8 protein-coding genes are annotated in these 12697 nt (G+C 69.6%); all 8 read right to left on the bottom strand.

Annotated elements, in window-relative coordinates; translation table 11 throughout:
* Nucleotides 1–11 precede the first annotated feature (11 nt).
* From AC067Z_RS14245 to AC067Z_RS14210, 8 genes are read right to left on the bottom strand one after another with little or no spacing between them, the layout of a single operon-like run.
* On the bottom strand, nucleotides 12–539 hold the full coding sequence (locus tag AC067Z_RS14245; RefSeq protein ID WP_478789772.1) for a phage baseplate assembly protein V: 528 nt from the start codon (nucleotides 537–539) through the stop codon (nucleotides 12–14).
* Between the two features lie 26 nt (nucleotides 540–565).
* Nucleotides 566–1705 carry a hypothetical protein gene (locus tag AC067Z_RS14240; protein WP_478789771.1) on the bottom strand — a complete coding sequence of 380 codons (1140 nt, stop codon included), beginning with the start codon at nucleotides 1703–1705 and terminating at the stop codon, nucleotides 566–568.
* Nucleotides 1698–2078: a LysM peptidoglycan-binding domain-containing protein gene (locus tag AC067Z_RS14235; protein WP_478789770.1), complete on the bottom strand. Its 381-nt coding sequence runs from the start codon at nucleotides 2076–2078 to the stop codon at nucleotides 1698–1700. Before AC067Z_RS14235 ends, AC067Z_RS14240 begins: the two co-directional genes overlap by 8 nt.
* Nucleotides 2079–2083: 5 nt before the next feature.
* Nucleotides 2084–2770, bottom strand: a complete 687-nt coding sequence (locus AC067Z_RS14230) for a hypothetical protein (RefSeq protein WP_478789769.1) — start codon at nucleotides 2768–2770, stop codon at nucleotides 2084–2086.
* Entirely contained in the window at nucleotides 2767–3456 is a 690-nt protein-coding gene (locus tag AC067Z_RS14225; RefSeq protein WP_478789768.1) for a hypothetical protein, read from the bottom strand. The genes AC067Z_RS14230 and AC067Z_RS14225 overlap by 4 nt, the downstream gene beginning before the upstream one ends.
* 6 nt (nucleotides 3457–3462) lie before the next feature.
* On the bottom strand, nucleotides 3463–10251 hold the full coding sequence (locus AC067Z_RS14220; protein WP_478789767.1) for an eCIS core domain-containing protein: 6789 nt from the start codon (nucleotides 10249–10251) through the stop codon (nucleotides 3463–3465).
* The gene (locus AC067Z_RS14215; RefSeq protein WP_478789766.1) at nucleotides 10248–10562 is read right to left on the bottom strand and encodes a hypothetical protein; all 315 of its coding nucleotides are present in this window, start codon (nucleotides 10560–10562) and stop codon (nucleotides 10248–10250) included. Before AC067Z_RS14215 ends, AC067Z_RS14220 begins: the two co-directional genes overlap by 4 nt.
* The gene (locus AC067Z_RS14210; protein ID WP_478789945.1) at nucleotides 10553–12676 is read right to left on the bottom strand and encodes an ATP-binding protein; all 2124 of its coding nucleotides are present in this window, start codon (nucleotides 12674–12676) and stop codon (nucleotides 10553–10555) included. Before AC067Z_RS14210 ends, AC067Z_RS14215 begins: the two co-directional genes overlap by 10 nt.
* Nucleotides 12677–12697 lie beyond the last annotated feature (21 nt).

Below are 12697 nucleotides of genomic sequence, written 5' to 3'. Positions count from 1 at the left end.
CCGTTGTGTCGTTACTGCTTGCCCGGCACGATCAGCCGGCCGTCGTTGACATTGACCTCGGCGCCGCTCAGCACGATCGACGCGCCCAGGCCGTTGGCGATCGTCACGCCCTTCTCGTCGACCTGGATGTACGCGCCGGTCGCCGCCTGGAGCCGGATGCCGTTGCCGCCCGGGACGTCGCCCATCACGAACTTGTGCTTGTCGGAGGTCTGGATCACCACGTTCTGGTGCGCCGGACCGCCCGTGAGCGCATCGGGCGGCAGCTCCGCACTGTCCCCGTACCAACAACCCGTCCAGATCGGGTAGCTGGGATCCCCCTGCTCGAACTCCACCCATACGCCCGCCCCGTTGGCGGGCACGACGTACTGCCCCGAGCCCGGTCCGGTGAACGGCAGGCACGGCAGCGCCCAGGTGGACGTCTCGTTGCCGAGAACGTCCGGCACCTGCACCGTGATCCGGCCGATCTTCAGCGGATCGTCGTTGCTCACCACCCGCCCCCGGAACTTGCCGAGAAACCGGTTGTTCGGTCCTGCAGCCATGCGTAGTTACTCCTGGTCCCCTGGTTCTACGGCCGTACGGTGCCGCTGCGGGCGATGAGCCCCTCGCGCGAGAGCGTGAAGTTCTGCTGGTACGAGCCGGGCCGGATGTTGTGCGTCACGGACTTCACGTAGTAGTCGCCGTCGTACGTCACCCCGGCGCCGCGCACACCCACCAGCTCGCGCGGCCGCAGGATGTACCCGTGCCGGTTGACATCGAGCGACCCGGAACCGGAGATGGCGTCCGCGGACAGCGCCGCCCGCGCCAGCAGCTCGGCCTGCGCCTGCTCGGACTCCTTCTTGGCCGTGCCGGACAGCGTGCGGCGCTTGAGCGCGGGCGTGGCCCGGCGGCCCAACGGCGGACGCAGCGGCCCGATGTCGGGCTGCGGCAGCAGCACGGCGTCGCGGGTCGCCGGGTTCTGCACGCGTGCCTGCGGCTCCTCGCGCGCCGTGCCGTCGTAGGCGAACGTCAGCTGGTCCACCGTCGAGTTGACGTCCATGTTCACGTTCAGGGCGTGCTGACGGTCCCCGATCCGGCGCTCCGGCCCCCACACCGCCGTGGAGACACCCGGGCGCGGACCCGGCTCCAGGTAGAAGATGTAGCCGTTGGCCCGGGCCAGTTCGGTGATGTACCCCAGGTCGGTGCCCGTCTGATACTCGACCCGCAGCTGCTCGCGCGGCGGCTGCTCGATCTTCTCCTGGAAGACGCGCGGCTCGATCCCGTAGTCGGCGTACTTGGCCAGGATCCGGCCCACCCGCTGGGACGGCCGCAGGTTCGGGTACCGGTCGGTGTGCTCCTCGAGGTCCATCAGGATCGACAGGTCCTCGCCCGTCACCGTGAGCGTCGAATGTCCCGGCTGGTTGCTGGCGCCCACCTCCTGACGCACGATCAGTCCGTCGAGGAGCACCTCGGGGGTCCCCTTCACACTCACCGAAAGGATCACCCGGGTCTTGGGGTCGAAGAACCCCTCGGGCAGTAACCGCCGGGACAGCGCACCCGTCTTGGTGAGGTCGAACGCGAGCTGGAACCCACTGCGTTCGCCGGCGGTCGCCGTGATCTGCGCGGACAGCAGCGCCTCGACGACCTCCGGCGGCACGGGCCGGGTCAGCCGCGGACCCGTCTGCAGCGTGATGTGCACGGGCCCGCGCCCGACGGGCTGCTCAGACATACCGGTCTCCCGGGGCGGGGAAACCACCTGCGTGCGGGATGCGGATGTCCCGGCCCGCCTCGTCCGTCAACTCCTGCGGATCGAGCACCGGATTGGCGTCCGCGATCTGCCACCACTGACCCGGGTCACCGAAGTACCGCTGCGCCAGCAGATCGGGGCGTTCCCCGGTGCTGACGGTGTGCGTCGCGTACTCGTCGTCGGTGCCCGCCGCGTCGAGCGGGGGCAGTAACCGCCGTTTGGTGTAGCGCACTTCAGTACCGTCGGCGCTGCGGTGCACCCCGATCTCCGCGTCGTGGTAGCGGCTCGAACGGGGGTAGGGGTGGGCGCCGGGTATCGCGTCCATGGCGCTCTCGTACGGCTCGATGTCTGCCATGTCCTTCAGGCCCTCCCCATGATGCCGTTGCGCCCGGCCAGCCCCAGCACGGCGAGCCCGCCGCTGCGGGCGGCCCGGGCGAGCTGCTCCTTCTGCGCGAGGTGCGCCATGTAGAGGTCGGCCCCGCGGTGCCCGGCCGGCAGATCGCTGACGCTGAGCACCTTCATGCCGATGCTGAGGCTCGCCCGGATCGGATTCAGGTTCACGTCGAACGCGGACTCGTTGATGGCGAGTTCGGTGAGCCGCACGGGCATGACGCGCTTGGCCCCCCAGGTGAAGAGGGTGAGCGGCATCTCGATCGGGCTGATCTCGATCGTCCCCTTCTTCGTCAGCCGCGAGGCCTCCCGCAACTGCGCGGTGGTCGGATGCACGAGCATTTCGAGGGTCGCGAGCTCGGGATGGATCCCGTCGGGAGCGGCGACCTCGAACTGATCGGTGGCGTCGATCTCGGCGGTGAACTTCCATGTCTCCTGCGCGGGCCCCTTGAGGCGGAGAGCCTCGTTTCTGTCCCCGGACCCACTCCCGCCCCCGCCGGCATCACCGGACCCTCCGGCGGCCTGGGGGGAGAGGGAGCGTTCGAGGGTGTCGGGGTTGAACTGGAGGACGATGATGCGCTGGGGGGTGCCGCGTTCGGGGTCGACGACGACGATGCCGGAGCGGATGGGCTTGGGTATGTCGGCGTAGCGGGTCATGTGCGCTCCCGGAGGCGGGCCTTGAGGTCCGCGTAGTCGTGATCGGGAAAGAACCGCGGAAATACCTCCAGCATTTCGTTGAGTCCCTCGGCGATGGGCGTGAAGCCTTCATCACCGAAACCTGCGTCACAGAACAGGTACTGCCAGCCGATGGTTCCCTTGGTCACCATCAGCGTGTCCAGGTACGTTCCGTAGTCGAGTTCCATCTCCATGGCGCCCTGTCGCATGTCGAAGAACCAGATCTCGGGATCCGTGGTACCAGGCGTGGCACGCAGCCCGGCCATGCGTCCGCTTCCCGTCTGAGGCGTGTTGTCGAAGATCCGCAGCTCTTTGTATAGCGCGCGCTCCCAGTCGTCGGTTCCTTCCCAGGTGTGCGACATGAGCCTTCTGCTGTACACATGATTTAGCTGGAATTCGCCGACCAGCTCAGAGCCCTGGTCTGCCGATTGCCAATACGCTGCAATTTTTTCGAATCGGAAGAAATTTCGCCGAACCTCTGGACCGAACGGCAGATCATAGTCCTCGGCAAGACTTCCGAAGACGTATTCAGGGTCGTCCAAATACTCCGGCACCTCACCGAATTTGGCCTCCCATACCGTCAGTCCGGAGGAACTGTGAATCTCCTCGAAAACGTTTGCGCAGAGCCCTTCGAACGGAAAAGATTGATTCTTGCCGTCGGGATTCATAATTCCTCACACCGTCAGTTTGACCTTATCCTGTGCGATCAGGTCATCAAGCTTGTCGAGCATGTCCGGCAAGCCGGGCATGAAGTCAGGCCCCCGCCTTCCCTTCCAGGCCCGAAGAACCGGCCCGATTCCAAGCAGCGTCTTGAACTTCCCTGCGTCTTCACGTGCATCAATGACGTGCCCGGCGAGCCTCTCGGAGCATTCGAGCATGCCGGCGATGGTCGTCGCACCGGCCGTGTTGATGAAGAGGGTTCCTCCTTCGTCCTTGTGGGGCGGCTCAACGTGCCGAGCATACTGTTTCTCCGCGCCTTTCCGAATCCAATCGCTCCGCTTTTTCCCGGTACCGCGAACTTTCTCGTATCCGCCGTACGCGGCATGGATATAGCTGGGGAAGTCGGCGAAGTCCTTGGTACGCGAGTACCCGAACCGGACCCCCGTCTTGTACCAGATGATCTTCTGCTGCTTGGGGATGGCACCGTAGGCCTGATCCTCGATGTTCTCCCGGAATGGGATATTGGTCTGCGGACCGCGTGCGGGCACGAGGTTGTCGCCGGTGGCCCTGCCGCCGAGTCGCTCCGGCAGGAGGTGCATCCTCACCCAGGCGGAGTTCTCACTCAGACCGTTCTTCGTGATGTAGTCCCAACCCGACGGCTGCCCCTTCTTCGCCTTGGAGGCATCCTGGCCCGGTCCACCGAACACCGTCTTCGCGGAGGTCCCGAGGTACTCGGAGAAGTGTCCCGCACTCCCGCGACCAGGCTTAACGTCATCGAAGTCCGGCCACTTGGGATCGGGGATGTCGTTGTACTCCCGCAGCCTCGCCGCGTTGGCCAACTTCACCATCTGCTTCCGCAGGGCCCGACGGCGGGGCTTGTACTTGTCCCGGTCCGCCTTCTTCACCTTCGCCGGAATTCCCTTCTGAATTCTCGTGGCGCGGTTGTACTTACTCACGGCGGCCTTGAGATACAGCTCTTGGTTGTCCCGCTCGGTCGACGGCTCCTGCTTCGCGATGTCCTCTCGCCATTCGGCAATGAACTTAGTGACCTCTTCCGGAATGCTGTGAACGTAAAGACCTGCGTCCGTGCCGCGGCCGTGGAACCTCAGCACGTGCCGCTCCCCGTCGTCGGCGTCAGCGAACGGCACATCCGGCAGGTCGACCGACTCGGTCCCGTCGTCCCGCCTGTCCCGGCGGTTCCTGCCCGGGTCGCGCGGGCGGTCGTCGTCCCGCCTCCGGTCCCGCCGGCGTCGCCACAGGTCCTTGAGGCGGCGCAGCCGGTCGTTCAGGCGGTTGCCGAGCTTGCGGCGGGCCTTGCCGCGGAGCTTGTCCGCCGCGCGACGCGCTCTGTTGCGGGCCGACTTGACGGTCTGGCGGGCGCGCCGGGTGCGGCGGCGGTCCTTGTCCCGCTTCCTGTCCCTGTCGCGGTCCTTGTCGCGGTCCTTGTCGCGGTCACGGTCACGGTCGCGGTCCCTGTCACGGTCCTCGTCCGGGTCACGGGGGCGGTCGTCGTCCTTGCGGCGGTCGGGGCGGAGGGTGTCGCGGGCCGGGCCGCGGCGCGAAGGGCTGTCGTCCTTGTCGTCGCGGGTGGAGCGCCGCTCCCCGTCCCGTATCCGCTTCCGAGCCGCGTTGACCTCGCGCCCCTCCTCACGCCGCTCCTCGTCGTCCCGGCGCTTCTTCGGCCGGGTCGTGTGCGAGGGCTTCTTCTCCGGTGAGGAACGCTTGCCGGGGCGCGGCCGGGCCGGCGGGCGGGACGTCTTGTCCGGCGGCGGCTTGCGCGTCGTCGGGGTGTCCGTCCCCTTGTCGCCCGGCTTGTCGGAGGACTTGGCGGGCGTGGTGCGGTCGTCACTCTTGGACTCGTCGTCCTTCGGCTTGCTTGGTGCGTCCGGCGGCGGGGTGTCAGAACCGTCGGGCTTGTCCTTCTTCTTGCGGAGGTTCTTCAGCATGTCGCCGAGCTTCTCGGCCACCTTGCCCATGAACTTCCCGACGCCCTCGATCAGGAACTCGTAGATCAACTCCAGCAGCGCGACCACACCCGCGGCCACCGCCTTCGCGAAAGGCTGGGCGCCATTGCCGCTCTTGACCGACTTCAGGAAGTCCATGAAAAGGCCGAAAGCGGCGAGGATTTCGCTGAGTGCGCCCCACGCCGTCTTCAGAGCGTCGATGATCGCCATGACCCAACCGGCACCGGGGATCAGCTTCGCGACGACCTTCTCCACCACCAGCACACCGATGATGACCGGGAGTTGCGGCAGCGCCTCGTCCCACGCCATCTGAGCCATCTGCTCGACGGTCACCCCGCCGGAGATCAGCTCCTGGAACTGGTCCATCGGGATCCCGATGATCTCCTGGACCTTCTGGTTGAACCAGGCCTTGACCGCGCTCGTGACCTCGTTGAACAGGTGGTCCCTGGCACCGGCGTCCGCGGCGGCCCCCGCCTTGCTGATCCAGTCGCCGGGGTCGGAGACGATGTCGTTGAAGATGGCCGCCCACTCGCCGAGGCCCTCCACTACGGCGGCACCGAACTCCAGCGCCCCGACGGCGGCGGTCTCGGCGACCTCGACGGCCGCCAGCATGCCGGTCTCCAGGACGTCGAGCCCGGCGAGCAGCGCCCCGCACAGGCCGTCGAGCAGTTTCCCCGCGACTTCCTTGAGCCCGTCCGCGAACTGGTTGACCTTCTCGACGGCCCAGTCCCGCGCACCATCGATGGTGTTGCGCCACTTGTCGCGCATCGCCGGGTAGTCGGCGAGAAGTTCGTCACCGAGAGCGATCAACGCGTCGGCGAATTTGTTGATCTTGTCGATCACCCAATTGCGCGCGTCGTCAATGAGTTTGAAGACCTGCTGCTTGAACTTGTCGATGAGGTCGGTGACGACCTGCCGCGCCTTCTCGAAGACGCTCTTGATGGCGTTCTTGAGATCCTCGAAGAACTGCTTCAGCTTCTCGATGGCGTCTTCGAGCCAGTTGTCGGCGTCGTCCTTGCCCTCCTCCTGCTTCTTCTCCGCGTCCTTCTCGGCTTGGGCCTGCTCATCCGTGATCTTCTTGTTGTCGTCCTCGGTGCGCTTGTCGACGTCCTTGTCGGTCTCCTCTTCCTTGCCCTTGATGTCCTTGCGGACCTCGTCGTACTTCTTGCCCTTCTTGCCGTCGATCTCCGAGGTCTTGTCGTCCTGCTCCTTACGCCACTTGTCGCGGGAGTCGGAGATGTCGGCGCGACCCTTGTCTCGGGCGTCGGCTTGCTTCTTGCTGCTGGCGTCGACCTCGTGCTTCAGGTCCCGGTCGTGCTTCTGCCGGTCGTCCTGCGCCTTGTCGTCCTTGGTCTTGCGCTCCTGCGACATCCTTTGCCGACCCTGGCCGAAGCCGGCCTGGATCTGCGGACCGCGGTCGTGCTCGGCCACGGCCGACGCCGACTCGATCGGCACCCCGCCGCCGGGCATCGTGCGACCGGCACCCTTGGCGTTCTTGCCGTTGCGGCCGGGCACCTTGCCGGTCAGGGTCTCCTGGGGAACGTCCGGATAGATCTGGTCCTCGCCCATCGGGCGAGCCGCGTCCGCCCGGCCGGAGCGGTGCAATTCCGTCTTCCGCTCGTCGAGCTTCTGGCCCTGTTCGTCGGTGCGTTGGGGGTCCGAGTCGTTCTCCAGCGGGAGCCTGGGGGCGTCGCCCACCTTGGCGTTCTGCAGGCCCTCGTCCCTCGTCGGGAGCCCGAGGATCGAGTCGATCAGGTCGTCGAGCGGCAGGATCTCCTTCAGGAGCTTGCCGAAGAGTTGCGCGCCGATCGTGACGGCGATGTCCCACCAGCTCGGCTCAGGCACGTTCGCGCCCGGAACTTCGCCTTCCGGCTTCTGTTCGCCGGCGATCTCGGGTGTCGTGCCCGGAGCTGCCTCGGTACGGGCCACCTTGGCGTTGGTATACGTCCCTGGCGCCGACGCCGTCGGGCCACCGGGCACCGTCCGCGGGGAGCCGGACGGGCGCTGCTCCTTCGGCGGGGCCTTGCGCAGGACTGTGCGCTCCTTGTCGACCGATCGGCCGACCGCGCCGTTCACTCCCTTGAGCGTGTCCAGCATCTGATGTGGCTTCAGGCCCGCTGCCGTCGCGAGTCCGGCCTCGGGCGTGGCGTTCGAGACATCCGGTGCGGCGGCTTCCTTCTTGGGCTTCGCCGGGGCGGATGCGCCTGCTTTGGCGCCACGGCCCCGTGCGGGCGGGGGAGCGGAGGACGAGCGACCGCCACCGCCACCGCCCCCACCACCTCCGCCGCGGCGCGCGTTCCGGGCGACTTGCCGTGCGGCCTGCCGCTTGCTGCCCGACGGCTTGGACCGGGCCGCTGCGCCCGCTGTGCCGGAGCCCGAACCGCCCCCGGCTTTGGGCGTGTTGGTCCTCGCTTCCGTGGCCGACATGGGTGAGGGGCCGTTGCCCGACGCCAGTTGCGGAGCAGAGCCGGACCCTGGCGTGGAGACCTTGTCCGTGCCGGTCTCCGGCCCCGGCGATGTGGCGTTGCTGTTGCTGCCGTTGCCCTCGGTGACGTCCTGGTGGTCGGGGCGGGGGGTTGGCTTGGTGTCGGGAGCGCCCTGGCCAGTGCCAGTGCCGGTTCCGCTGCCGCCGGCGCCCGTGGTGTCCTCGCCCTTGTCGGCCGGCTGGGCGGCCCCCTTGTCCGATCCGGCGCTCGGCTCCGGCTCGCTCTTCGCCGGGGCGCCGGCGGCCCGTGATCCCTGCTTTGCGGTGCCTTCGGCCTGTCCGCCACTGTCCGCCTTCTTACCGGACGCGTGGGACGAACCAGCGTCCTGGGTACGGGCGTCCTCGTCCGCCTTGGCCAGGTGCTCGGGACCGGCCGGTCCGCCGGCCGTCAGGGGCGCGCCGGCTTCTGCACCGTCGGCGGTGCGGGCCTCCTCGTCCCGCCGGCGAGCCTCGGCGTCCTCCGCGCGTTGCTCCGACTGTCGCTTCTCGGCGTCCCCACCCACGGCTTCCGCCGAGGTGAGCCCGGACAGCAGCCCCGTATCGCTCGGCCCGCCGGTTCCCTGGGACCCGAGGTCCTGCTCGGCGGACATGTCGACCGACAGCTCCTGGGTGGTCCGGCTCTCGGAGTCCGCTTCGTCCGTGCGTTCGGGTGCGCCCCGTGCCCCCTTGGGCTCCGTCGTTTCCTCGACGGTGTCCGGCTCCGATTCGCCCTCGGTGGAAGAGATTCCAGGTACCCGGGGTGCGCCCCTCTTTCGCCGCTGGAACAGCCGCGGGTCGTCGGTGGTGTCCGGGCCCTTCAGATCGGCGCCGGCGTCCGCCACACCAGAGCTTTCCGCCGCCTCGGTGTCCGGCTCCTCCGCGGCGTCCTGCTCGGATTCGGGCTCCAGCCCCAACGGCTCGTCGTCGACGTCCTGTTCGTTCGCCGGATCGCCCGTGGTAGGGGCCGGCCGGGTGTCACCGGTACGGGACCTCTCGCCGGGCTCGGCGCCGCTCTTGTCGACGGGCGACGGGGCGGCCGCGATGTTCCCGGCGCCCGCCAGCCCCTCGTCCTCACCTGCCCGGTGCTCTCCCGCCTGCCGCTCCGGCTCCTGCGGCGCCTCCTCCTGGCCTCCGGCCTCCTCCCGCTCCTCCTCGGCGGCCTGGTCGTCCTGCTTCGCCTCGTCCTTCTGCGCGCCGTCGCCCTGGGCCTTCTGCTGCTGGTCCTGCGCGGAGGCGATCTTGTCCTCGCGGACGGAGGCGTCCCTGTCCACCTGCTGGGACTGCGACCGGTCCTGCTGTCGCGCCCCGGCCTCCTCCTTGTCCTGCGATGCGGCCTCTTCAGGGGACGTGCTGCCCTTCCCGTCGCCGTCAGCCGCTCCCTCATGGCCCTCGGTCCCGGGCAGCCTGCCGCCGCCCTCGCCGGGCTGATCCTGCTCGCCCTCAGGACCGCCTCCGGCGCCCTTCCGCCGTTCGCGGGCGTCCGGCCGCTCGTCGGCGGACTCGTCGCGCCGACGCTCCTCCGCAATCTGCTCTCCCGCCCCAGGCAATGCCACCGGCGCCACCGCAGCATCCAGCGGCAGCGGCCCAGCCGCCTCGGTCTCCTCGACGAGGTCCAGCACCCGGTCGAGGGCGGGTGCCGGCAGCCGTATCTCCAGTCGGTCGAGGACGAGGTCCTGCACCTGGGGCGCCAGCCGCGCCAGTTGGAGCCGTACCCGGCCCGATCGGTCCTCCGGGTCGCCGCGCAGGGATCGCAGGACGCCGTTCGCGACGCGGTCGATCAGGGTCGCGGGGTCCAGCTCCTCCATCCGGCGGCGATCGGCGTCCACGGTCGCATAGCGCAGCCAGCCGGGCGTCGCATGGCCGGTCCGCACCTCGGCTTCCCCAGGTCGTACGGCAATCTCGCCCGATGGCTCTGCTGACTCCCGTACGAGATCCTGCGCCGCCGACTCCGCCTCGCGCTCCATCGCCTGCTGCGGCAGGCTCACCGCGCCCAGGTCGCGGCCCGCGCGCAGCATGCCGAGACCGTGCGGGTTCTGCACGGTGTGCAGCAGCTCGTGGGCGAGGAGGCGCTGCCCCTCCACCGTCCCCGGCTGGTACGCGCCCTCGCGGAAGAAGATGTCCTGGCCGACCGCCACCGCGTCCGCGCCGAGCATCTCGGTGAGCGCGCCGGCGTCCCGGTCGGTGTGCAGCCGCACCCGGCCGAAATCGTGGCCGAGCTGCTCCTCCAGCTCCCTGCGCACGCTCATGTCGAGCGGCTGGCCGGCCCCGCTGACGATGTTCTTCGGCTCGGGAGCTCCGGACCTGGCGCGGTCCTTGCGCTTGCGCCGCTTGCCGGGCCCGTCCGACCGCGTCTCCTGGGAGTGGGACGTGCTCATGGCGTCACCTCGCCCCTGCCGGACAGGCCCGCGTGCACCGCGCGCGCCAGCTCCTGGCCCAGGCGACGTGCGGATGCCGTCGCCGGCAGCGGCGGCAGACCCGCGAGGCCGTCCAGTGCCCGGCCGCCGTCCGCGGCCAGCGGCACGCCCCGCTCTCGTACGAGCCTGCCCAACTCCGCCTGGAACGCGGCCGATACCCGCTCCGGGTCCACCCCGCGGCCGAATCCGTCGAGCACCAGTTCTCCGATGTCGACCCGCACCGTGCGGGGATCATTGCGCGCATCGCCGCGCGGAGCCTCGTTCAGACCCATCCGTGGACCTCCGAAGGTGTCAAGGAGCGGTCCAGCTTGAGATATTCGGTACGGGCGGCCTCCAGCATGTGGCGCATCTGAAGGCGGTCACCCTCCTCCGCCGCGAGAAACGCGCCGGACAGCGCGATGTTGCGGATGGAGCCGCCGGCCACGGTGAGCCGGGCGAGCAGCTCGGGGTCGATGTCCTTCATCGGCGCCTGCGCGGGCAGCACCCGGCGCCAGATCTCGGCCCGTTCGCTCTCTCCGGGGAACGGGAAGTCGACCACGAAGCGGATACGGCGCATGAACGCCGTGTCCAGCGCCTGCTTCATGTTGGTGGTGAGGATCGCGAGACCCCGGTACGCCTCCATCCGCATCAGCAGATAGCTCACCTCGAGGTTGGCGTACCGGTCATGGCTGTCCTTGACCTCGCTGCGCTTGCCGAACAGCGCGTCGGCCTCGTCGAACAGCAGCAGCGCGCCGCCGCGTTCGGCCGCGTCGAAGACCCTCCGCAGGTTCTTCTCTGTCTCACCGATGTACTTGCTGACCACCTGGGACAGATCGATGATGAACAGGTCCAGGCCCAGCTCCCGCGCCATCACCTCGGCGGCCAGGGTCTTGCCCGTACCGGAACCGCCGGCGAACAGGGCGGTGACGCCGAGGCCGCGGCGCAGCGTCTGGGCGAATCCCCACTCCTCGTAGACGGTGGGACGCCTGCGGACATGCGCCACGATCTCGCGCAGAATCCTCAACTGCCGTTCGGAAAGCACCAGATCGCCCCAGCCGGCCCGCGGTTCGATCCGGCGCCCCAGCTCGTCCATGCCCATGCGGGCCTCGGTGAGTCCGGCGCGCCAGGCGAGCCCCGTCGCATCCAGCTCGTCCTCACCGGGCAGGTCGCGTGCGACGGCCGCGCCGGCCGAGCGCACGAGATGCGGCGGCAGCGAGAACTGCGCGACAAGGTCCCGCAGAGCGGCCTCCGGTACCTCGGGCACGGCGGCGAACGCGTCGGTCCACACCCCGAGCTGCTCGTCGGTGTCCAGCGGCGGTACGGCGACCCGCTCGCCCCGCGGGCGGTCGGTCGGCCGTGGATCGAGGCTGGAGACGACGAGCGGGACGGCCGCGCTCTCGATGAACACCTCGGCGGCGGCGGCCTGTTCGCGGTCCAGGTCGCCGAACTCCACCAGCAGGGCCGCCGGCAGCAGAATCGCCTCGCGCTGCCACAGCCGGGCCAGCCGGTCCCGTTCGGCCGGCACGGTCGGGATGTCGGCGGCCGACATCTCGTACATGCCGAGCCCCGAACGGCGGGCGGCCGCCGCGGCGATGTCCGCGCGGCTGCGCAGATCCCCGCCGACCAGTTCCACCCGCAGCGGTGCACCCGGGGCCGCCCCCGCCCATCCGGCCGCCACCCGGCTCGCCGCCAGGTCGTACGAGGCGGGCAGGGAGTCGGGCACACCGGTGCGGCGCAGCAGACCGTGCAGCCGGGAGTCCAGGTACGGGGAGCCCGCGAGGAAGTGCAGGATGCGCTCGTCGAGCCGGAGCCGGGAGGTGGTGAGCCGGGTCTCGTCGTCGAGTTCGATCAGCCGCCACCGGCGCAGTGGCGCGACAGGCGTCAGCGCGCTCCAGTGCGGTGCGTCGAGCGCGGCGAGGGCGAGGGAGAACGTGGGATGGCCCCGCTCCGGATCCCCGCAGGCCGCCGCGCACCGTGCCGCGGTGGTGGGGTCCAACTCGGCCGCGGCGGCGAGCAGGACGATGTCGCGTTCGAAGGTGCTGAGCCCGAAGCAGGCGACGAGGGCGGCCAGCGCGGCCGGTGGGGCGGTCGCCTCCGCGAGGCCCACGCCGGAAGACGTGCTCCGGTTTTCGCCGGGCGACGCGTCGTCAAGTGCCGTGTCCGGACCGCCGTTTGCTCCCGCGGACTGTCCGGGTGCGGGCGTCGGGCCCGCCCCGGGGGCGCTGTCGGCGCCGCGCACACCGTCGGGATTGCCGGACGCGGACCCTGGTCCGGCGCCTGCCCCGCGACGTGTCGCCCGGGCGGCATGGGCGTCGATGCGCGCAAGGACGGCCTGGATCGCCGACGTCAGCGCCCAGCCCTGGGCCGCGGCCTCCGCCGGGCCGCCGGCCCCCTCGTACGTGCCCATGTCCTCACCCGCCCCCGTCTT

It is taken from the genome of Streptomyces sp. NPDC043812, from assembly GCF_056436245.1.
Note: the sequence above shows the minus strand (reverse complement) of the source record. Positions and strands in the feature narration are given on the sequence as shown.

Bases quoted from the DNA above. Each gene is read 5' to 3' on its own strand.
- AC067Z_RS14245 (WP_478789772.1), bottom strand. From the start codon at position 539: ATGGCTGCAGGACCGAACAACCGGTTTCTCGGCAAGTTCCGGGGGCGG.
- AC067Z_RS14240 (WP_478789771.1), bottom strand. From the start codon at position 1,705: ATGTCTGAGCAGCCCGTCGGGCGCGGGCCCGTGCACATCACGCTGCAG.
- AC067Z_RS14235 (WP_478789770.1), bottom strand. From the start codon at position 2,078: ATGGCAGACATCGAGCCGTACGAGAGCGCCATGGACGCGATACCCGGC.
- AC067Z_RS14230 (WP_478789769.1), bottom strand. From the start codon at position 2,770: ATGACCCGCTACGCCGACATACCCAAGCCCATCCGCTCCGGCATCGTC.
- AC067Z_RS14225 (WP_478789768.1), bottom strand. From the start codon at position 3,456: ATGAATCCCGACGGCAAGAATCAATCTTTTCCGTTCGAAGGGCTCTGC.
- AC067Z_RS14220 (WP_478789767.1), bottom strand. From the start codon at position 10,251: ATGAGCACGTCCCACTCCCAGGAGACGCGGTCGGACGGGCCCGGCAAG.
- AC067Z_RS14215 (WP_478789766.1), bottom strand. From the start codon at position 10,562: ATGGGTCTGAACGAGGCTCCGCGCGGCGATGCGCGCAATGATCCCCGC.
- AC067Z_RS14210 (WP_478789945.1), bottom strand. From the start codon at position 12,676: ATGGGCACGTACGAGGGGGCCGGCGGCCCGGCGGAGGCCGCGGCCCAG.